This is a genomic window from Sphaerisporangium sp. NPDC005288, from assembly GCF_040607475.1.
Lineage (GTDB): Bacteria > Actinomycetota > Actinomycetes > Streptosporangiales > Streptosporangiaceae > Sphaerisporangium > Sphaerisporangium rhizosphaerae.
Genome location: NZ_JBEXGT010000059.1, coordinates 24,707 through 46,632 on the forward strand (window position 1 = coordinate 24,707; position 21,926 = coordinate 46,632).

The following is a 21,926-nucleotide window of genomic DNA, read 5'->3' on the forward strand; positions in this document are numbered from 1 at the left end:
GGGATCATGAGCGAAACCGCTCGTGCCCCCTGGCGGCCGGCCGCCAGGGGGCACGTGGGCGTCAGCCCAGGCGGGACTCGATGACCTCGATGATGCGCGGGCGCAGTTCGGCGGCGCGGATGACGGCGTCGACCGAGCCGACCTCGACCGCGCGCCGGATGTCGTGCACGCGGTCGAACTCCGCGGCCACCTCGCCCAGCTTCTCCGTCCGGACCGACGAGCGCAGTTCGTCGAGCTCCGCCGTCAGCGCGGCGCGGTCGGCGCCGGAGGCGGCCGCGGCGCGGGCCTCCAGATCGCGCACGCGCGGATCGGCCGCGGCGCGGGCGTTGACCTCGCCGGCGAACACCACCGCGGCGGCGGGGGCGCCGCCGAGCACCGAGGCGTACGAGCCCTCCAGCGCGAGCACCGTCATGTTCGGGTTCAGGGCCTTGGAGAACACCACGAACGCGCCGCCGTGGTATCGCGAGATGACGCAGAACACGATGGGCCCGCGGAAGTTCACGATCGCGCGGCCGATCTCCGCGCCGTACTCCAGCTGCAGCTTGCGCATCGACTCCGGCGAGCCGTCGAAGCCCGACAGGTTCGCCAGCACCACGAGCGGGCGGTTGCCGCTGGCCGCGTTGATCGCCCGCGCGGCCTTCTTCGACGAGCGCGGGAACAGCGTGCCGGCGGTGTAGGCGTCCGGGCCGTTGGTGGGCGGGAAGCCCCGCCGCTGCACCGACCGCGACTCGATGCCGAGCAGGCACACCGGGATGCCGCCGAGATGCACGTCCTGCACCACCGCGGTCTCCGCGTCGGCCATGCCCGCCCAGCGCTCCAGCACCGGGTGGTCCTGGTCGGACAGGGCCCGCATCACCGTCCGGATGTCGAACGGCTTCTTGCGGTCGGGGTTGACCTCGGCGGAGAAGATCTCGCCGACGGTGGTGAAGTCGCTGCCCGCCACGGCGTGCGGGAAGTCGGAGACGTCACGGTCGACGGGGTCGGTGGTCGTCGCCCGCCGCGGCCCCCGCTCGCCGGGCGCGACGTAGGTGTGGTCGTAGTGCGACATCAGCACCCCGCGCGCCCCGGCGAGGTCAGGCGCCCAGTACTGCGCCTGCCCGTTCGGGCCCATCACCCGGTCGTAACCGCCGATGCCGAAGTTGTCCTCGGCCGACACCCCGCCGGAGAAGTCCAGCGCCTGCTTGCCGGTGAGCACCATCGCCGAGTCCGGCGTCATCACCAGGATGCCCTTGGTGTGCATCAGCATCGTCGCCTCGGCGTTCCAGTACGGCTGCGCGCCGACGTTGATGCCCGTGACCACGATGTTGATCTCGCCGCCGTCCTGGGTGAACTCGACGATGCGCTTGAGCGCCGCGGCCACCCAGTCCATGTTCTCCGTGCCCGAGGTCATGGAGATGCGAGCCCCCGACGACAGCGCGTACCACTCCAGCGGCACCCGCATGCGCTCGGCGAGGTCCAGCGCGGCGATCACCCTGCGGCACTCGGGCTCCGACAGCGCGCCGAGCGACTTGGTCGGGTCGCCGAGCAGCACGACCCTGGTGACGCCCTGCGGGTGCCGAGGGGTCGGCGTGGTCACCACGCCCGCGACGATCGCCGCGGTGTTGCGCCCCTTCGGCCGCTCGACCGGCACCAGCGCGTGGTCCTCGTCCAGGTCGTGCTCGACGAAGTCGCCGAGCAGGCCGGTCAGCTCGTACGGGTACACCGTGTTGCGGCTGCTGGCGACCAGCACCTTCTGCCGGTAGTCGTCGATCGGCTCGACCGGCTCGTCCGACGGCTCGCCGATGGTCAGCTCGGCGCCGCCGACGGCGTCGAAGGAGATCCGCACGGCGATCTTCGTCAGCTCGCCGGTCTCGCGGTCGCGCTGCCGGCCGATGATCAGGATCTCCTCCAGCCCGGCGCCGGCGGTCGTCGGCAGCACGCGTCCGGCGAGCATCTCCAGCTCGGCGCGGGTGAGGTCGCTCGGCGGCCAGACGTAGACCACGATGCGGTTGGTGGTGAAGCGCTTCTTGGACGGGCGCCGCGCCTGCGCGCGGCGGATGGAGTCCAGGCAGGTGGCGATGGTGTCCTCGGCCGTCGGCAGCGCGAGCAGCCTGCCCTCGTGCTCGCGCAGCTCGGTCAGGTCGCGCACCTGCGCGAAGGCCACGAGCCGGTCGTCCGCGGGGTTCTCCCGCGCCACGCAGCGGAACAGGTAGACCTCCTCGTCCGACGACGGCAGCCGCGTGAGGTCGAACCCGCTCAGCCGCTCGAGCTGCATCCGCTGGGCGATGTAGGGGTGCAGGCCGCGGATCAGCCGCTCCTCGGTCATCCCCGCGGCCGACGGGCGGAAGGTGAAGTGGTGGTGCATCACCGCGCCGCCGCTGCCGGCGACGGTGGCGGTGATCCTGCGGACCTGCCCCGGCAGCGGGTGCGCGCTGATCACCTCGTGCAGCGCGGCGGCCATCGCCTCGGAGTCCTCCGGCTGCATCTCCCAGGCCAGGTAGATGTCGGCGTCGACGGCGTCCTCGCCGCTCGCCAGCTCGGCGAGCCCGCGCAGCGCGTCGCCCAGCGCCTGGAACCGCACCCCGGAGGAGACCAGGCACGAGCCCGCGCGCTCGGCGACCACGAACGTGCACCCGGCGACCTCGCTGGTGCGGACGGCGGTCAGCCCCTTGTTGCCGTAGTACCGCCGGGTCAGCACCTCCAGCATGACCGCGTTGTCCAGGTCGTCGCGGACCAGTCGCCGGCCGAGCAGCCGCACCAGCGGCTCGGTGCTGCGCACCATCTCGGCGACGCGCTCGGCGCGGTCGGGCGCGTCCGGGTGCTCGTCCAGGTGACGCAGGTGCCTGCGGACGTCGGCGTAGACGCGGGCGCGGTTGCGGCGCAGCAGCGGCTGGCCGAACCAGGCGAACACCACGCCGCGCGCCAGATCGCTGACCACGGGGAAGCGGACCTGCGTCGCGGCCACCAGCCGCTCCAGCGCCAGACCGGCGGGCTCGCGCAGCGTCTCGTCCGGCGGCGGCTCGCGCAACCAGGCGCGCAGCAACGCCGTCACCGCCGCGACGTCGGCGGAGGCGCGCTGCTGGGCGAGGAAGATGCGGAACACCGCGGACTCGAGTTCGGGGGAGCGGTCGAGCCCGCTGACGCCGTAGTGCCCGAGAGCCTTGGCGAGCTTGGCCTGGAAGGCCTCCGGCAGCCCGGCGCGCTCGACGTCCAGGCTCTGCAGGTAGGTGTGGAAGTACTCGCGGGCGCTGTGCACGTGGCCCTCGCGGCCGACGTCCTCGCCCGCCGGCCGGTTGCGGCTCAGCTCGGCCAGGTCGGCGAACACCCCGAGCAGTTCGAACTCCCCGGCCAGCGGCCGGTGGTCGTCATCGATGGCCGCGCGGCGTGCGGCGAGGTACTCCTCCAGCACCCGGCCCTCGTCGTGCGGGTCGACGTCGAAGCCGAGCAGCAGGCTGCGCAGGTCCTCAAGGCCCCGCCCGGCGCGTGAGCGCGCCGGGATCTCCCCGGAAGCGGCGGGCAGGTCCAGCTCGACGGACCCGGCGGCCGAGCCGGCCTCGGCCACGGCGCCGCCGTCGGCGAGCGGCTCCAGCCGCAGCAGCGGCGCCCCGGTCTCCACCTGGCTGCCCACCGAGACGGCGCATTCCTTCAGCCGTGCCCTGAACGGCGCCCGCAGCACCGTCTCCATCTTCATGCTCTCCAGCACCAGCACCGGCGCGCCCGCCTCGACCTCGGCGCCGACCGCGAGCGGCGTGGCCACGACCAGAGCGGGCGCGGGCGAGCGGACGACGCCGCCCTCGTCCCGGCTGACGCGGTGTGCCACCCCGTCCACCTCGACCAGGTGGATCGGCCCGTGCGTGCCGGTGAGCAGGCGGTAGCGGGCGCCGTTGACGATGATCTGCGCGGTGTGCCGGTCGAAGCGGTCGAGCTCGACGTCGGCGGTGCGCACGTCCTCACCGGCCTCCACGCCGACGCGGAAGCGATGCGGGCCGACCCGCGCGACGCGCACGCGGTAGCCCGCGCCGCGCAGCTTGAGGTCCAGTGGCCGTCCGCTCATGTGCTGCACCTGCGGGCGTCCGCCGAAGGCCGTCGACAGCAGCCGTTGCCGCTCGGCGCGCTCCTCCTCCTCGTAGGCCTCGATGGCGGCGGCGGCCAGAGCGACGGCGGAGTGCCGGTGCGAGACCAGCCCGCCCTCGGCGCGGACGCGGTCGATCCAGCCGGTGTCCGCGGTGGCCTCGATCACCTCGGGCCGGTCGAGCAGGTCGAGCACGAAGCTCTTGTTCGTCGCGCCCCCCTCGATGATCACCGTGGTCTGCGCCATCGCCCGGCGCAACCGGCCGAGCGCCTCGTCGCGGTCGCGGCCGTAGGCGATGATCTTGGCGATCATCGAGTCGAAGTCGGCCGGGATGGTGTCGCCCTCGCTCACCCCGGTGTCCACGCGGATGCCCGGCCCGGCGGGCAGGTCCAGCCGCGCGATGCGGCCGGGGGAGGGCGCGAAGTCGCGGTCGGGGTCCTCGGCGTTCAGCCGGGCCTCGACGGCGTGCCCGCGCTCCGCCGGCGGCGCGCCTTCGAGCCGGCCGCCGGCCGCCACGTGGAGCTGTGCCTTGACCAGGTCGAACCCGGTGGTGGACTCGGTGATCGGGTGCTCGACCTGCAGGCGGGTGTTCACCTCCAGGAAGGCGAAGCGCCGGTCGCCGGGGTGGTAGAGGAACTCGACGGTCGCCGCGCCCCGGTAGCCGACCGCGAGGGCCAGCCGCTCGGCCGACGCCTTGAGCTCGGCGGCCTGCTCGGGGGCGAGCACCGGCGACGCGGACTCCTCGATGATCTTCTGGTTGCGGCGCTGCACCGAGCAGTCGCGGACGCCGAGCGCCCACGCGGTGCCCTCGCCGTCGGCGATCACCTGCACCTCGACGTGCCGGGCGCCGGTCACCAGGCGCTCCAGGAACACCACGCCGCTGCCGAACGCCCGCGCGGCCTCCTGGCTGGTGCGCTCGTAGGCGTCGGCGAGCTCGGCCTCGTTCGCGATCACGCGGATGCCCCGCCCGCCGCCGCCCGCCGTGGCCTTCAGCATCAGCGGGTAGCCGATCTCGGCCGCCGCCGCCAGGGCGGCGTCCAGGCTCTCGACCGCGCCGCGGCTCCACGGGGCGACCGGCACGCCGACCTCCTCGGCGATCAGCTTCGCGCCGATCTTGTCGCCGAGCCTGCGCATCGCCTCCGGGCCCGGCCCGACGAAGGTGACCCCGATCTGCTCGCACAGCTCCGCGAACGCCGGGTCCTCCGCGACGAAGCCCCAGCCGACCCACGCGGCGTCGGCTCCGGTCTTCACCAGGGCGCGCTCCAGCGCCTTCAGGTCGAGGTACGGGCGCGCGGACGCGGGGCCCAGATCGTAGGCGACGTCGGCCTCGCGCACGAACGTGGCGTCGCGGTCGACGTCGGTGTGCAGGGCGACGGTCTCGATCGGTGCACCGGTCTCCGCGGCGATCTCCCGTACGGCGTGGATGAGGCGCATGGCGGCCTCACCACGGTTGACGATGGCGACACGTCTGAACACCCGACCGAGCCCTCCTGTAGACAACGATGTGCGCGCCGTCACGACGGCGGCCCCCCTGTAGTCTTCACCCTTCCCCCTGGCGGCCCGCGGCGCCATGTCGCTGACGACGAAGGCTGTGCCGCTCCAGTTGTGGGAGACGACCAAAAGCCCCTGCCGCCCGCGCTCGGCCGAACCACGGGCGAACGGAGCGACGGCCGCCTCCCGCCAGGTCGCGCCGCCCGGAGGCGACGCGGCCCCGGCGGGGACGTCCAGGACACTTTAAGCCGTGATCTTCGAGTCCGGGTCATGGCGGGCCCGAGCACGGTCATGGCGGGCCCGTTCCGCACCAGCCGCCGGTGAGGCCGCCGATAGGGTGTGCGGCATGGTTCGCCGGAGGGTCGTCGCCTGCGCCGCCGCCGCGGTGACGGTGGCGGCGGGGCTGGCGGTGCGGGGCGTGTTCGCGGGCGACGCGGCCAAGTACGCCGGAGACATGCTGTACACGGTGCTGCTCTACACCCTCGTGCTCGCGGCGGCCCCGCGGCCGCGCCCGCTCACGGTGGCCGCCGTGGCGCTCGGGGTGAGCTGGCTGGTGGAGTTCGCCCAGCTCACAGGCGTCCCCGCCGAGCTGGCCGCCCACAGCGCCGTCGCCCGTCTGGTGCTCGGCACGACCTTCAACCCTCCCGACCTGGCCTGGTACGCCGTGGCCGCCCTGCTGTGCTGCCTGGCCCACGGCGCCGCCATGGGCGCGCGGCGCCGGCGGCGGGCGCGGGAGGCGATCGTCAGGCCGGCCGATCCGGCGTGACGGCCCGCTTGACGAAGACGACGCCGTCGATCCGGCCGAGCCGGGCGGGGTCCAGCGGGAAATAAGCGAAATCGTGAGAGACACGGGGGACGGGGTCGGCGACGGCCCCGGCCAGGCGGCGGGCGTCGATGAGACCCCGGTCCCAGGGAAGCGCGGACAGCATCCCCTCGACGGTGTCGGGGGGCGGGGCGTCGTCGCCGACCGTGCCGAGGGCCGAGGCCAGGAAGGCGTACCGGTCGCCCAGGCGCGTCGCGGTGATCGCCCCGGCGCCCCACCACTCCAGCGGCCGGTCGCCGAAGGTCATGACGCTGCCGTCGCGCTGCAGGTGGAGGTTGTGGGCGAAGACCAGCGCCGGTCCCTGCTCGGCGACGGCGCGCAGGTTGTCGGCCATCATCGCGTCCCGCAGGGCCGACAGCCGCGATATCCGCGCCGGGGAGGTGTCGGCCATCCAGTGGTGGTAGCGGAGCAGGCCGACGGCGGTGCGCCCGTACAGCTCCGCCCGTTCCCTGTCCTTCGGGCTCAGCCGCGGCGCCTGCGTGTCCAGCAGGGTCACCAGGTCGTCGGCGAGCAGCCGCAGCCGCTGCGCGTCGGCGGACCGGCCGATCGACCGGGACGGGTCCATGACCGTGGCCTCGTCGGTCCACGGCTCGTCCGGGCCGAGCAGCGCGTCGAGGGTCTCCCTGGTGCAGGGGAGCGGGCCCTCCAGGAGGGCGTGGAGGGCGGTGAGGGCCTCGCGCGGGCTGGCCGCCCAGTACTCAAGGGGGCCGTCGATCCCGAAGAACCGCAGCTTCTCGTCATGCTCCTCGTTGTAGGCCCGCATCCAGCGCACGAGTTCGCGGTTGGCGGGGGAGGCGCCGAAGTCGTGGCTGAAGCCGCGTTCCATGACCTCGTCGAGCGCGCCCGCGCCCGTCGCGAGGTGGTCGTCCACCACCAGGCCTTTGAGGCAGTCGCTCTCGATGGCGAACGACCGGTAGCCCTCGTGCTCGACCAGGTGCCGGAAGATCTCGTTGCGCGACCGGCCGAGCTCTTCCACGAAGTGCCTCGCCTCGCCCAGGCCGAGCAGCAGCGGCTCGGCCGGGAGCGACCGCAGGAACGCCGAGACGGCCGCGCCGTCGAGCGGCCGGGCCGTGTCCATGATGTCCATTCCTTCAACGGTATCGTTGAACCCTCGGTGTAAACTTTCCCGTCGAAAGCCCTGTACTGTCGCGACGGACCTTCAAACGGTGATGCACCTATGAGGCCGGTGGACCTGGCACGCGAGCACGGCCTGTCCACTCAGGCGGTCAGGAACTACGAGCAGGCCGGCATCCTGCCCGCCGCCGGGCGCACCGTCCACGGCCACCGCGCCTACACGGCGCTGCACGCCCACGCCCTGCGCGCGTTCCTCGCCCTGGTGCCGGGGCACGGCCACCAGGCGGCCACCGCGATCATGCATGCGGTCGGCCGGGGCGCCACCGAGGAGGCGCTGCGGCTGGTCGACGAGGGCCACCGCCTGCTCCTGGACGACCGCCGCACCCTGCAGGCCGTCGAGGCCGCGCTCGGCGACCTGGCGCCCGTGCCGCAGGAGCGCGGCGACACCTTCATCGGCCCCTTGGCCCGCAGGCTCGGCGTCCGGCCCGCCACGCTGCGCAAATGGGAGCAAGCCGGGCTGGTGCGGCCGCGCCGCGACCCGCGCACGGGCTACCGCGTCTACAGTGCGGCCGACGTGCGGGACGCGCGGCTGGCCCACCAGCTCAGGCGGGGCGGCCACCTGCTGGAGCAGATCGCCCCGCTGATCGGCCAGGTGCGTGCGGCAGGAGGGGTCGCCCCGCTGGAGTCGGCGCTGCGCGACTGGCGTGCCCGCCTGTCCGCCCGGGGCCGGGCCATGCTCAGGGGCGCCGCCGCCCTGGACGCCTACCTCAGCGCCCGCGAGCAAGCGAGTGGCGGCCCGCCGCCGCCCTAGCCGCCGTCGGGCGGCCCTGGGTCGCATGGAACGTTCGCCGTGCACAGCATGATCTCTACGGTCGGAAGGTCCGCGACGCCGGTCAGGGGCGGGCGCCGCGGAAGCCCAGGGCGCCGGTGTAGGTGTGGGTGGGGTCGGTGATCTTGTAGGTGAGGGTGAAGGTGGTCACTCGGTCGGCGGTGAGGGTGGTGGCGTGCAGGGTCCAGGTGCGGGGGCCGACTGAGGCGCGGAAGGTTCCGTTTCGGGTGGGGGAGAGGGTGAGGGAAGGGGTGTACGCGAAGCCGGTGAGGCGTAGGGCGCAGGACCGCTCGGGGCAGGTCGCTTCGAGTGCGATCGGATGGTCGCCGCGGTGGCGGGCGGCCGTGTTCTCGAGGTCCTGCTGGAGGGGGTAGGTCTGCGCCGGAGCTTCCCGGCGGAAGGCGGCCCTGGTCTCGTCGTTGTCGAGTACCAGGGTGTAGCGCCCGGCGAACCGGGCGGCCGTCGCCGGGACGGTCGCGGAGCCGGTCGGCTTCGGGGTGATGACGGGGAGCGGCCGGTGCACGTCCTTCGCCGAGGGGAACACGGCGGGGGCCTGGTCGCCGCATACCGTCTGGAAGTCGGCGCCTGGCGCGTACCGTTTCCACTCCTCCCGGGTCATGGCCCGCCCCGCGGTCGCGCAGACGGCGGCGAGCGGGTCGGGCGGTTCCCCGACCTGCCACAGGTCGAGCGTCCCGGTGTCCTCGGCGGCGGCCAGCGTCCCCCGTCCGGGCAGGAACGTCAGCCCCGCCGCGTATTCGAACGGCCCGGTGAGCGGCGCACCGAGCTGCCGGCGGGTGGCGACGTCCCACAGCCGGACGGTCCTGTCCCGCCCGCCGGAGGCGAGGGTACGGCCATCCTCGCTGAAGGCGACGGCCACCACTTCGGCGGTGTGCCCGGTCCATGGCTCGCCGACGGGCCTGCGGGTCCTGGTGTCCCACAGCCGCAGGACGCCGTCCGAATCGGCCGTGGCCACCAGCCGGCCATCGCGGCTGAACGCGATGGCGCGGATGGTGCCGGCGTGCCCGCCCATCGGCTCGCCCAAGGGACGCCCGTCGGCGAGGTCCCACAGCCGTAAGGACTGCCCGTCCTGGACCGATGCGAGCACGCGCAGGTCGGGGCTGAGCGTCAGATGGCCGAACGCCGGCAGGTTCTCGCTGGGCGGGACCTTCGGAGTGAGCGTCCGCAGCACGCGTCCGCCGGGCATCTCCCACCAGCGCACCGTGAACCCCGCCCCGCCCGACGCGGTCACCAGCGACCGCCCGTCGGCGGAGTAGGCGAGCGAGTGCACCGGCCCGGCGTCGCCGAGGACGCCGCGCGCCTCGCCGCTCGCCACGTCCCAGAGCTGCACCCTGCCGTCACCTCCGGCGGCCAGACTGCGGCCGTCGGGGCTGAAGACCAGTTCACCCGGCCAGGCGCCATGCCCGCCGAGGGCGACGGTCCGCCCGGTGACCAGATCCCAGAGCAGCACGCCCTCGTTCCCGTCGCGGCCCGCTGCGGTCGCCAGCCGTCTCCCGCTCCGGTCGACGGCGACCGGGGTGTTCCGGTCGCCGACGAAGGTCAGCAGCGGTTCACGCACATCCCACAGCCGGACGTGACCGCCCGCGGCGCCGACCAGCGTCGTTCCGTCCGGACTGAACGCGACCGCGGCGACCGGCCCGTCATGACCGTCCACCTCGAACAGGGCGCGGCCGCTCACGGTCCACAACTTCACCGCTCCGCCCGCACAGCCGACGGCGATCACGTAGTCCGCCCGGAACGCCGCGACCCGCGCCGCACCGCCCGCCGCGCAGCCCCGCCGGTCGCCCAGCGCCTCGCCGCTGGCCACGTCCCACAACCGCAGCCGCTCCGTACCGGTCGTGGTGAGCAGGAGCTTTCCGTCGCGACTGAAGGCCAGCGGCCGTACCGCACCGGTGAGAACGGGGCCGAACTGGTGGTTGAGGTAGGTATCCCAGATCCGGACGCCTCCCTCCGAATCGGAGGTGGCCATCATCCGCCCGTCGGGGCCGAAGACCGCGCCGCTCGCCTCGACCTCCAGCGGAGGGCCGAGCGGCCGCCGCAGGCCAAGGTCCCACAACTGCGTCCCGGTGAAGAACCTCGCCCCATCCGGGCCGAGCACGATCGGCCCGGTGCCAGGAACGGTGATCGGGGCGGCCCGCCGCCCTCTCTCGAGGTCCCAGACCTGAACGGTGCGGTCCTCACCCGCGCTGACCACGGTACGGCCGTCCGCGCCGAACGCCACCGCCGTCACGGGGCCGGCGTGCAGGGCGAGCGGCCGGCCGATCGGGCGATGCGTGGACAGGTCCCACAGCCTGATCAGGCTGTCTCTGCTCGCGGTCGCCAGCATCCGGCCGTCCCGGCTGACGGCGACCGCCTCGACGGATCCGAGGGGCACCGTCAGCGTGCCGCGGTGGCGGCCCGCCAGGACGGCGCGCAGACCGTAGCGGGCCTCGTCGGTAGGGGAGACCCGCCAGGCCGCGGCCGCCAGCAGCGCGGCGACGACCGGATCCTCCTCCCGCGCACTGCTCGCCGCCAGCCTGCGGGACAGCTCACCGGTGAGCTCGGCCCTCGACCTGCCGCTCACCACCGCCGCCCCGACGATGGCGACCAGCGCCATCACCACCAGCGCCGCGATCGACGACAGGACGACGCGCCGCCGGCGGTCGGCGGCGGCCGAGGCCTCCAGGAACTCCCGCTGCTGCGCTTCCAGCACGGGAAACCGCCCGGGGTTGGCCGCCCACCGCCGCTCCGCCGACCTGACCGTCTCCAGCCGCCGCCCGGTGTACAGGAAACCCGAGCCGGATGACGCCGTGCTCCGCGCCCACCGGGCCGCGTCGTCGACCACCCGCCCGTACAGCTTCCACTCCTCGCTGTCGGCCTCGAACCAGCGCCGCAGCCGGGACCACGCCTTCAGCAGCACGTGGTGAGCGGGCTCCACCGCGCCGTCACCGATCACGAGCAGCCGCTTCTCCTCGAACCGCCGCAGGATCGGCAGCGCCGACGCGGGCAGGCTCTCCAGGGCGACCCTGCGGCTGACCGGCTGCCCGTCCCCGCCCACGAACATCATCTGGCGCAGCGCCTGCGTGGCGACGTCCCGCTCTTCGGGCTCCAGCTCTCCGAAGACCTCCTCGGCGCTGTTCTCGACCGCCCGCCGCACGCCCCCCGACAGCTCGTATCCCCGGCAGGTCAGCCAGCCCTCCTCCCGCTTCTCCCAGGTGAGCAGCATGGCCTGGGCCACCAGCGGCAGCGTCCCCGCGCCGAAGTCGGCCAGCTCTCGCGAACGCAGCTCGTCCAGCACCATCGGCACGAGCCCGTCCTCGACCCGCAGCCCGGCGGCCGTCGCCTGGCCCACGATCGCCCGCCGCAGATCCGCCTCCTCCATCGGGCCGAGCACGAACTGGTTCTCCTGCTGGACCCGCCGGAGCACGGCGTACTGGGCGCAGTGGTCGAGCTGATCGCCGCGCATCCCGAGCACCACCAGCGCCGGCGGGACCCCGCCATCTGGCAGCGGCACGGCGGCGGCGTGCAGCGCCGCGACGAACGCCTCCGCCTCGCCCGGCCCGTCCGTGCCGAACAGCTGCTCGAACTGGTCCACCACCAGGACGAGCCGCCGATCCTCGCCCACCAGGTGGCCCGCCGGGCTCCGCCGCGCCTCGGCCAGCACCGCCTCCGCGACGAGGAAGCCGGCGCCGCCCGGTTCGGCGGTGAGCTGCTCCAGCAACGCACGCTGATTGGACTTCTCGGCCAGCGCCGCCAGCTCCACCGCGAGCCCGCGCAGCGGCGAACCGTACTGCTTGGGGGTCAGCACGATCCGCGGCCAGCGCGCCGCCGCCACGGGCGTTCCCGCCGCCAGCGCCGGTAACAGCCCGGCCCGCAGCAGCGAGGACTTCCCGACCCCCGACGCGCCCGTCACCATCACCATGCCCAGCGCGCCGGGCTCGACGGCCCTGGCCACGATGCCGAGCAGCTCCGCCGTGGCCTGGGCCCGCCCGTGGAACAGCCCGGCATCGCCCTGCTGGAACGCCGCCAGCCCCCGGTACGGGCGTTCGCCCCGCCACGGCGGGTACGGAGACGGCGGCCGCTCGCTCGGTGCTCGCCGCGGCCCCGCCTCGACCGCCAGCTGCACCTGGTACCCCTGGAGCTCCAGCCGGTGCAACCGGTCCAGGAGCTGCTCGTGCCGCGCGGTGTCCCGGTCGTCGCTGTCCTGGACGGCCCGCAGGATCTCCCACAGCAGGAACCGGAACTCGTCGAACTCCTCGCTCAGCGAGGTCAGGCCCTCGATCAACTCCCAGCGCAGGTCCTCCTGCTCCGCCAGCACCTCGCGGAGCAGCTCGTCGATACCGCCCACCTCTTTCAGCAGTCGCGCAATGTCGGCGCGCAACGCGGCGGCCCGCTCACCGCCCTCGGCCAGCGTCGCCACGATCCGCTGCTGCACCGCATCGAGCGTCTGCTCGCGGGAGGCGCCGGGCCGGATGCGTTCGACGGCCCCCTTCACCACGTCGGTCAGCACGTTGCCGCCGACCGCGGCCAGCACCTCCCAGCCCACCTGTGGACCGAGCAGCGTGGCGAACGAGCCGACCGCCAGCACCCCCATGATCGTGACCGGCGTCGCCCGGCGCACCCCGGCCCCGGTCGCCCGCGCCCAACGCCGCAGCCTGCTGCGCATGCCGGCCCCCATGCGCCGTTTCCGCTCCGCCAGCCCGCTGTCGCCCGTGGGTGCGTCGTCGGCCGACCGGGACCGGCCGCTCGGCGCGCCGACTGCCTTGCCATCGCCGTCGGCCTGCTCGTTATCGCCGTTCCACTGTTCGTCGCGGTTCGGCTCCGCGGGCTCCGGCTCTGTCTCCTCGCTCACCGGGTCAGCTCAGCGGCTCGTCCTGGCGCGCCGCCACATGCGGCCCCGGAGTGAAGCCGGGCGGCACGGTGGCCGGTAGGCGCGCGTACCCCTGCTCGACCCACGGGCATTCGATCATGGAGCCGAACTGGTTCTCGTCCAGGCACAGTACGGTGCCGGTGGAGGCCGTGACCGTGCAGGTCACCGTGCGGGTCGCCTCGGACCACGACCCGTTGCGGCAGAGGCTGAGCCGGATGGACTCGTTCTCACCCACCAGAACGGGATGCTGCTTGCGCACCTTGGCGGTGAGGTGTACGACCATGCCGCGGGGGGCCACGAACCTGCAGGACACCGTGTTCTGCGGCATCGTCCCGCCGCGCTTGCGGATGTCGGGGCAGAACTTCTGGCCCGGGATGTCGGAGCCGATCCCGGAACTCCACGCGGTCGGCATGAGCACCACCAACGGCACGCCCGTGGGCGAGGCTTTCGATGGTGAGGGGGCGGCGGCGCCGTCGTTCCCCGCCTTCGCACCGCAGGCGGTGACGGCGAGGAGGCATCCCACGGCGACGGCCACCTGGCCGATCACGACGTCCCCGCCCTGCGATAGGCGAGGCACTCGCGGGCCGGCTTCTGCTCCGCCGGATCGCCGGAGGCCACGCAGACCATGGCGGGCTTGGCCCCGCCGAAGACGACGCAGGTGATCGCGTCGGCGTGCCCCATGCCGCTGTTGCAGCCCTCATAGGTCACATAGTGGAAATCCCACGAACGGCCGGACCGTGGATAGGGGTCGGCCGCCTTCTCGAACTGGGCACGCAGGTAATAGATCTTGCCGGGTTTGATGCTGATCTCGCACCTCTTTCCGAGGGTGCCGTCGCTCGCGCAGGACCCGTCGAAGTTCCCGAAGAGCTTGATCTTCCATTTCGTGTTGAAAATGACGGACAACGTGCCCGGCGCCTCGGCGACCGGCGTGCCGGGCCTGGTGCCGCAGGCGTTCCGCTCGACATCGGCCGGGCCGGTGGTCGTCACGCAGATCGTGGTGTCCCGGTCCGGGCGCACCGTACAGGTGGCGGACCCCGGACCCTCCCCGCAACCCCAGTAGGCGAGCCGCACGCCCTGCGGCAGCGCGTCGTCCGGGGTCGCGCTGACCGACCTGACCTGGTCACTCTTGTCGACCCGCAGCACGGACCGGCACACCCGCTCACCGCACGACTCCGACGCTTCCCCAGGCAACGTGAGCGGCACCACCCCACTGTCGGCCACGATATTCAGCCGGACGGAGTCGGTGGGCCTCACCAGAAAATAAGCCGTTCCCGCCGCCAAGATCAGCACAACGAGCACGACACCCGTACCCCAGAAAACGCGACGCCTCATCACATACGCCCCCAGGACGCGATGCACTGTGCTCAGAGTCTAGATTTCCACCCCGCGAGCGGGTTAGGTCATGGGCTGGATCGCCAAGGTCGGTTATCTGATCGATATATGAACCCGGGATTTTGGCGGCATTTGCGGTGTTCGATCAGATCGATACCCTATTAGTACTTCGCCCGTTAATCGGCATATGGGGCATTACGCCCGGCCCCGCCGACGGCGCCGTCCCTCCGTGCGGACCGTACGGCTACGCACCAGTGTCCGCGTTCTTGGCGGTGTCGGGGTGTTCGGCGTGCCAGGTATCGAGGAGGTTGAGGTCGAGGACCCTAGGGCGGCGGCGGGCCGCCGGAGTGCCACGACGCCGGTGGAGGCCGTCGCCGGCCGGGGCGGGCCGGGGCGGGCCGCGGCGGGCGGGGGTCAGGGGGTGAAGGGCAGGGCTCCTGTGGCGGCGTGGGCCGAAAGGAGGGGCTGGGGGGCGGTCAGGCACCAGGCTTCGGTGACCAGCTCGAACAGCTCGTCGGCGTCGATCTTGTCGAGGTGCACCACGACCCAGCCGAACCGGCCGGCGGTGAACTGGACCTCGAACACCTCGGGCCGCTCGGCCACCAGGGCGATCTGCTCCTCGATCGTCGCCTTCAGCCCGACGGTGCGGGTGCGTTCCCACAGGTAGCCGAAGCCCCGCCCGCGCACCTTCAGCGCCGTCCAGTCGCCGCCGTCCGCCTGCTTCACCTCGGGCAGACGGGTCAGCATCAGCAGGAACTCCTCAATGCTCACGCCCATGACCAACCTCTACCAGACCTCACCGACATTTCCTCAAGAAGCGCCCCCTGGCGCGGTACGCGCGCACGAGTGAACCGTCTAGCCGAGGGTGGCGGCCGGTTCGTCCCAGGCGATGACGTGGCGCTGTTCGACGCCGAAGGCCCGCTCGGGGTGCATGACCGTCTTCAGCATGATCGGCATCAGCAGCGGCATCAGGGCCCTGGCCAGCGGCCCGGCCGCCTTGCCGCCGTTGATCCTGGCCGCGCGCGCGGCGACCCGCTCCACCCTCGGCCGGCGCAGGCGCTCGTAGGCGGCGAAGGCGGAGGGCGCGTCGGGCAGGTCGCGCAGGCAACGGGCGAGCTCGACGGCGCTCTCGACGGCCAGTGACGCGCCCTGGCCGGAGCTGTTGGACGGGGCGTGCACGGCGTCGCCGACCAGGACCATGCGGTCGCTGTGCCAGCGCGGCACGCGCGGCATCATGTACATCGACCCCAGCACCTGGAGCCGGCCGGGGTCGGTGTGGCGGATCAGCTCGGCGCCGGGGTGGTCCTCGGCGTGGTGCTCCAGCAGCCTGCGCAGCCACTCCTCGTTCGGGATCCGCCGGGCCTCGGCCAGGGTCATGGGCGGGTGGGGCAGGTTGGCGCCCCACTCGGCCCCGCCGCCGGGATGCGGGCGGAACAGGTAGAAGCCGCGCCTGCCGAACGCATAGGTGATCGTCCCCTCGTGCTGCCGCAGGTCGAAGTCGGCGATGGCCTCGAAGCCGAGCAGCCCGGTGGGGGTCGGGCCCGGCGCGTCCGGGTCGATCAGCGTGCGGACCGTGGAGCGGATGCCGTCGGCGCCGACCAGGATGTCGGCCGTGGCCGTGGTCCCGTCGGCGAACCGCGCCGTGACCCCCGAGCCGGTCTCCTCGGCTCCCACCAGGCGCTTGCCGTGCTCGACCCGGACGCCGAGCGCGACCGCGCGGTCGTACAGCGCGCGGTGCAGGTCGGCGCGCCAGATGAGCTGCAACGGCGCGAGGCCGGGCAGCGTGGGCAGGGTGTCGAGCCGTCTGCGCCCGACGGCCATGACCGAGCGGGGCATCGGACGGGCGAGCGCCCGCACCGCGTCGGCGGCGCCGACGATCTCCAGCGCCGCCAGGCCGTTGGGCGCCAGGCCGAGCGAGCCGCCGGCGCCGTCGGCCGTGGTCGGGTAGGCCTCGTAGAGGGTGACCTCCACCCCGGCCCTGCGCAGGGCCATTCCCGCCACCGGGCCCGCGACGCCGCCGCCGATGACCAGTGCCGTCCTCACCTTGCTCATGTCATGTCCTCCCGCATCCGTTGCCAGGCCCGCTCGTAGGCGGGGTCCTTCAGTGACTCGGCGAGATCGGCGGCGAAGCGGATCTCGGCCTCCACCAGGGCGAGCCGGTAGCGCTCCTCGGCCAGGAACACCCAGTGCACCTGGTCCTCGCCGGCCTGCCGCAGCACCCCCCGTACCTCCTCGGCCTGCTCGGTCAGGGCCGCGAGGCGGTGGCCGAGCAGGCCGGCCCCCTCCGCAGGGGCGAGCACGGCCAGCAGTGACAGGGCGACCCCGAAGGAGGGGTACTCCTCGCGGGGAACGGCGACCAGTTCGCGCATCCAGTCGTAGAGCTCGGCCCGTCCCGCCTCGGTGATGCCGTAGATCGTGCGTTCTGGACGCTGGGTGTCGCGCACGGTCTCCCGTTCGGCGACGAACCCCGCCTTGCGCAGCTGCTCGACGACCATGTACAGCGACCCGCGGTTGTACTTGATGCTGCGGTCCTTGCCGTGCTCCTGGAGTCGTCGTCCGAGCTCGTAGGCGTGCATCGGCTCGGCCATCAGATAGACGAGCACGGCCAGAGCCAGCGGATTGGACACCTTGCGTCGCTTCTCCACGAGTTCCCACCTTGTTAGTTGATACTGACTATCAATCATCGACTAGTTGATGTCAACTAATGACTTTCACGACGAGGCACCCCCGATGTCTCCCGAACCGCTCCCGGGACAGCTCGCGGGATCGAATGGCCGAAGCCGGGCGCCTACGCGGCGGGGGAGGCGCTGCGGCGCCGGTCGCCGTGCGGGGCCCGGCGGGCGAGGTGGTGGCCCAGGCGCTGGGCGGGGCGCTCGACCAGGCGGTAGGTCACCCAGGACGCGGGCAGGACCAGCGTCAGGAACAGCGCGGCCATCAGCACCTGGACGTGCCAGGCCGACCAGCGCAGGTCGCCGGTCACCGAGACGTACAGCCGCAGCAGCGGATGGTGCAGCAGGTAGAGCGAGTAGCTGACCAGCCCGAGCCAGGTGAGCACCCGCGGGACGCGGCGGCGGCGCAGGGCGAAGGCGCCCGCGAAGGTCGCGCTGGCCAGCGCGACGGTGGTGATCCACACATCCGGCGCCGACCACCACCAGCCGGACTGGAGAGCGGGCAGCGGGGTGAGGGCCACCAGGGCCATGGTCAGCGCGACCGGCCAGAACGGGCCGGTGCCGCTCTCCCAGCGGTACACGGCGGTTCCGGCGAACATCACCGCCAGGATGAGCACGCCCAGCCAGGGCACCCGGCTGCCCAGGAACAGCAGGACCAGCGCCATCACGCCGAGCAGGCAGGCGCCGGTCCTGCGCAGGCGGCCCGACACCACGCACGCGAGCCCGATGGCGAGGACCGCGCCGGACGCCCATACGACCCAGGCGCCGCGCAGCGCGGCGGCCGGGACGAGCGCGGCCACGGCGACCGCCGCCAGGCCGAGCACCACCGCGGGCACGGCGCTGCGCCGGTGCGCGCCGGTGACGAACAGCGCGGTGACCAGCAGGTAGAAGACCATCTCGTAGGACAGGGTCCACATGGTGTCGGCGACGCCGCCGACGCCGACCACGTCCAGCAGCATGGTGGCGTGCGCGACCGCCGCGGCGGGGTCGCGTGGCACCGCCTCGCGCACCGGCAGGCGCCACGCCATCGCCAGCACCAGCCCGATGACCAGCAGGTACAGCGGGTACAGCCGGAAGGCGCGGCTGATCCAGAACGCCCGCACGTCCCCGTGCCGTTCCAGTGAGGCGGGGATGATGTAGCCGCTGACCAGGAAGAACACCAGGATGCCGTAGATGCCGATGTTGAACCAGTACGGGCGCAGCCAGGGGACCACCCAGGGCAGCAGGTGCTCGGCCACCACCGCGACGGCGCCGATGCCCCGCAAGGCGTCCAGCCACGCCAGGCGGGAGGAGGGGCTCACCGCGGACACGGACGGCGTACCGGGCACGACAGACACCCGACACAACTTACCGAACCCCCCTCCCGCCTCCGCGCCGGCCGCGGGTGAGGCGCCGGCCGGGGAGCCGGAGGGGTGGTCAGAGGAGTTTGTCGGGGGTGATGGGCAGGTCGCGGACGCGGCGGCCGGTGGCGTGGTGGACGGCGTTGGCGACGGCGGCGGCGACGCCGGTGATGCCGACCTCGCCGACGCCGATCAGGCCGAGGGGCATGGTCGGGTCGGGCTCGTCCAGGTAGCAGACGTCGATCGGCGGGATGTCGGCGTGCACCGGGACGTGGTACCCGCCGAGGCCGGGGTTCATGATGCGCCCGGTGCGCGGGTCGGCCAGCGTCTCCTCCGACAGGGCCATGCCGATGCCCATGACGATGCCGCCCCGCAGTTGTGCGGCGGCGGTCTTGGCGTTGATGACCGTCCCGACGTCGAACGCCCCCACCCACCGCGACACCCGCACCTCGCCGGTGTCGGGGTCGACGCGCACCTCGCAGAACTGCGCTCCGCACGCCGCCTTGGTCCAGCGCCGCCGGTCGAGCAGGAACTTGGCCATGAACCGGGCCTGTCCGACCGCCGTCCCGACGCGCGTGTCGGATCCGACGGCCACCTCGACGTGCGGGCGGCCCGCCCGGGCGAGGATCGCCGTGTACGTCTCGCCCGCGACGGTCCCGGCGGTGGAGGTCCACAGCCCGCCGTCGCGGGCGCGGACCTCGGCCCGGCGGCTTCCCCGGAGCGGCGAGTCCTTCGACCGCCGGGCCAGCGCCAGCATCGTGCCGCGCAGCCTCGCGCAGGCGGTGCCGAGGCTCGCCGCCACGCTGGCGGTCTGGCCCGAACCTCCCGCCCCGGGGCCGGTGGGCAGGTCGGAGTCGCCGTACTCCACCCGCACGGCCTCGAACGGCACGCCGAGGGCGTCGGCGGCGATCTGCGCCTGGGCGGTCGCCCCGCCCATGCCCATCTCGTGGAACCCGCAGCGCACCAGCACCGTGCCGTCGGCCGACAGGCGCACCGTGAGGTTGGCGGCGAACTGCCACGCCGGGTGGTAGGCCGAGGCGACGCCCATGCCGACCAGCCACCTGCCGTCGCGCATCGAGCCGGGCTCCGGCGTGCGCTCCGCCCAGCCGAACCGCCGCGCGCCTATCGCGTACGCCTCGCGCAGCATCCGGTGGGAGAAGCGCTTGCCGTCGATGGGATTGCGCTCGGGCTCGTTGCGCATGCGCAGCTCGATCGGGTCCATGCCGAGCTCGCAGGCCAGCTCGTCGATCGCCGCCTCCAGCGCGAAGGTGCCGATCGACTCCCCGGGCGCGCGCATGTAGGTGTTGGAGACCGTGTCCAGCGCGACCTGGCTCTGCTGGAGCAGGATGTTCCCGGCGTCGTAGAGGTGCCGCGACTGGGAGGTGACCTGCTCGGGCCCGCCCCCGACCCGGCCGATCTGGGTGACGCCGGTGTGGACCAGCGCGGTGAGCCGCCCGTCGGGCCGGGCGCCGAGCGCGACGCGCTGCGCCGAGGGGGTGCGCCCGCCGACCGTGCGGTAGACGCCCTCGCGGGTGAGCGTCATCCGCACCGGCCGGCCGGTCACCCGTGCCGCCATCACGGTGAGGATCGTCCCGGCCCACACCACGGTCTTGCCGCCGAACGCGCCGCCGACGTACGGCGCGACGACGCGTACCCCGGCGGCGGGCACGCCGAAGCGCAGGGCGAGATGGTCGCGCATCCAGGCCACGTTCTGCGCGCCGTCGTGGACGGTCAGCCGGTCGCCGTCCCAGACGGCCGTGGTGGCGTGCGGCTCGATCGCGTTGTGGGCGTGCGCCGGCGTGGTGTACCGCAGGTCCACCGACACCGGCGCCGCCGCGAGCGCGGCCTCGGCGTCGCCCTTCTTCGCCGAGCCCTCGGAGACCATGTCGTTCTTCTGCGGCGTGGCGTTCGGCTCCTCGGCGGCGAAGTCGACGGCCGCGGGCGACTCGCGGTAGGCGACCCTCACCAGCCGGGCGGCGTGCTGGGCGGCGTGCAGGGTCTCGGCGACGACGACCGCGACCGGCTGGCCGTTCCAGTGGACCTCGTCGGTGTTGAGGTAGGCGACCGACGTGCCGGAGGCCATCGTGCTGAGGTTCATGACGCTGACCGGCGGCGGGGGCTTCAGCGCGGGCGCGTTGTGGTGGGTGATGACGGTGAGCACGCCCGGCACGGCCGACGCCTCGGCGGTGTCGATGGCGGTGAGATGGCCGCGCGTGATGGTCGCGTGCACCAGAACGGCGTGGGCGAGTCGGGGGTAGGGGTGCTCGGCCGAGTACCGGGCCGCGCCGGTGGTCTTCGGCACCCCGTCCACCCGGTCGATCGGCCTGCCGACCAGACGCCCGGAGCCCTCCACGCGCGCCGGGCCGCGCTCCCCGGCCGGCGACGTCACCGGCGAGCCCTCCGCCGCGGTCGTGCCGTGCGCATCGGTGCGGGTCATGCCGCGCTCCCGTCGGTGAGCAGCCGCAGCAGCGTCGCGGTGACGGTGCGCCGGGCCAGCTCGATCTTGAAGGTGTTGTGGGACAGAGCCGTGGCGGCGGCGAGCTCGGCCTCGGCGGCCCGACGGAAGGACTCCTCGACGGCCGGCGCGCCGAGCAGGACCCGCTCTGCCTCCCGGGCCCGCCACGGCTTGGCCGCGACGCCGCCGAGGGCCAGGCGCACCTCCGCCACCGCGCCGTCGCGGACCTCCATCGCCGCGGCGACCGAGACCAGCGCGAAGGCGTAGGACGCCCGGTCGCGGACCTTGCGATAGCGGGAGGTCGCCGCGACCGGGCAGGGGGGCAGCTCCACCGCCGTGACCAGCTCGTCGGCCTCGATCGCGCTCTCGATGTGCGGGGTGCCGCCGGGCAGCCGGTGGAAGTCCTCCATCGGGACGCGCCGTTCGCCGCGCAGGCTTTCGACGACGACCACGGCGTCCAGCGCGGCCAGGGCGACGCACATGTCGGAGGGATGGGTGGCGACGCACGCCTCGCTGGCGCCGAGCACGGCGTGGTCGCGGTTGAGCCCGCCGATCGCGTCGCACCCGCTGCCGGGCTCGCGCTTGTTGCAGGCGGCGGCGCCGTCGTAGAAGTAGGGGCAGCGGGTGCGCTGGAGCAGGTTGCCGCCGACCGTCGCCATGTTGCGCAGCTGCGCCGAGGCGCCGCTGAGGACGGCCTGCGCCAGCACCGGGTACCGGCCGCGGATGACCGGGTGGGCGGCCAGGTGGCTGTTGCGCACAAGCGCGCCGACGCGCACCCCGCCGTCCGGGGCCTGCTCCACCCGGTCCAGGGGGAGGCCGGTGATGTCGACGACCGTGGCGGGGCGTTCGACGTCCTGCCGCATCAGGTCGACCAGGTTGGTGCCGCCGCCGAGGAACCTCGCGCCCGGCTCGGCGGTGATGGCGCGCAGGGCGGCCGGGACGTCGCCGGGGCGCACGTAGGCGAGCGGCCTCATCGGGCGGCCTCCGCCGCGGCG

At 73.6% G+C, this 21,926-nt stretch carries 13 protein-coding genes; 2 read left to right on the forward strand and 11 right to left on the reverse strand.

Annotation, left to right across the window (positions count from 1 at the left end; all coding sequences use genetic code 11):
* Window positions 1-61 precede the first annotated feature (61 nt).
* Window positions 62-5,527: a carboxyl transferase domain-containing protein gene (locus ABZU32_RS36645; RefSeq protein ID WP_354930233.1), complete on the reverse strand. Its 5,466-nt coding sequence runs from the start codon at window positions 5,525-5,527 to the stop codon at window positions 62-64.
* 361 nt (window positions 5,528-5,888) lie between these two features.
* Here ABZU32_RS36645 and ABZU32_RS36650 point away from each other — a divergent pair, with 361 nt between their 5' ends.
* A complete protein-coding gene (locus tag ABZU32_RS36650) occupies window positions 5,889-6,308 on the forward strand; it encodes a DUF2809 domain-containing protein (protein ID WP_354835707.1) in 420 nt (139 codons plus the stop codon).
* Here ABZU32_RS36650 and ABZU32_RS36655 read toward each other — a convergent pair.
* Window positions 6,286-7,452: an erythromycin esterase family protein gene (locus ABZU32_RS36655; RefSeq protein WP_354930236.1), complete on the reverse strand. Its 1,167-nt coding sequence runs from the start codon at window positions 7,450-7,452 to the stop codon at window positions 6,286-6,288. The two genes, ABZU32_RS36650 and ABZU32_RS36655, sit on opposite strands and share 23 nt — an antisense overlap.
* Before the next feature lie 90 nt (window positions 7,453-7,542).
* Between ABZU32_RS36655 and ABZU32_RS36660 the strand changes: the two genes are divergently transcribed.
* Window positions 7,543-8,250, forward strand: a complete 708-nt coding sequence (locus tag ABZU32_RS36660) for a TioE family transcriptional regulator (RefSeq protein ID WP_354930239.1) — start codon at window positions 7,543-7,545, stop codon at window positions 8,248-8,250.
* Between the two features lie 82 nt (window positions 8,251-8,332).
* On the opposite strand, the gene ABZU32_RS36665 is transcribed toward ABZU32_RS36660, so the two are convergent.
* The 9 genes from ABZU32_RS36665 to ABZU32_RS36705 all read right to left on the reverse strand — a co-directional run bounded on the left by ABZU32_RS36665 (window position 8,333) and on the right by ABZU32_RS36705 (window position 21,905).
* Window positions 8,333-13,117, reverse strand: a complete 4,785-nt coding sequence (locus ABZU32_RS36665; protein WP_354930242.1) for an AAA family ATPase — start codon at window positions 13,115-13,117, stop codon at window positions 8,333-8,335.
* A 4-nt stretch (window positions 13,118-13,121) separates the two neighbouring features.
* Window positions 13,122-13,682 carry a hypothetical protein gene (locus ABZU32_RS36670; protein ID WP_354835699.1) on the reverse strand — a complete coding sequence of 187 codons (561 nt, stop codon included), beginning with the start codon at window positions 13,680-13,682 and terminating at the stop codon, window positions 13,122-13,124.
* Window positions 13,679-14,494 (reverse strand): hypothetical protein, encoded by an 816-nt coding sequence (locus tag ABZU32_RS36675; RefSeq protein ID WP_354930245.1) that lies wholly within the window; start codon window positions 14,492-14,494, stop codon window positions 13,679-13,681. Before ABZU32_RS36675 ends, ABZU32_RS36670 begins: the two co-directional genes overlap by 4 nt.
* A gap of 387 nt (window positions 14,495-14,881) precedes the next feature.
* Window positions 14,882-15,244, reverse strand: a complete 363-nt coding sequence (locus ABZU32_RS36680) for an MmcQ/YjbR family DNA-binding protein (protein WP_354835695.1) — start codon at window positions 15,242-15,244, stop codon at window positions 14,882-14,884.
* A 78-nt stretch (window positions 15,245-15,322) separates the two neighbouring features.
* Complete coding sequence (locus tag ABZU32_RS36685) at window positions 15,323-16,519, reverse strand: FAD-dependent monooxygenase (protein WP_354930248.1); 1,197 nt, start codon at window positions 16,517-16,519, stop codon at window positions 15,323-15,325.
* Complete coding sequence (locus ABZU32_RS36690; RefSeq protein WP_354930251.1) at window positions 16,516-17,112, reverse strand: PadR family transcriptional regulator; 597 nt, start codon at window positions 17,110-17,112, stop codon at window positions 16,516-16,518. Before ABZU32_RS36690 ends, ABZU32_RS36685 begins: the two co-directional genes overlap by 4 nt.
* Window positions 17,113-17,255: 143 nt before the next feature.
* Window positions 17,256-18,473: an acyltransferase gene (locus ABZU32_RS36695; protein WP_354930254.1), complete on the reverse strand. Its 1,218-nt coding sequence runs from the start codon at window positions 18,471-18,473 to the stop codon at window positions 17,256-17,258.
* A gap of 79 nt (window positions 18,474-18,552) precedes the next feature.
* The gene (locus tag ABZU32_RS36700; protein WP_354930257.1) at window positions 18,553-20,913 is read right to left on the reverse strand and encodes a xanthine dehydrogenase family protein molybdopterin-binding subunit; all 2,361 of its coding nucleotides are present in this window, start codon (window positions 20,911-20,913) and stop codon (window positions 18,553-18,555) included.
* A complete protein-coding gene (locus ABZU32_RS36705; protein WP_354930260.1) occupies window positions 20,910-21,905 on the reverse strand; it encodes a xanthine dehydrogenase family protein subunit M in 996 nt (331 codons plus the stop codon). The genes ABZU32_RS36700 and ABZU32_RS36705 overlap by 4 nt, the downstream gene beginning before the upstream one ends.
* Between the last annotated feature and the right edge of the window lie 21 nt (window positions 21,906-21,926).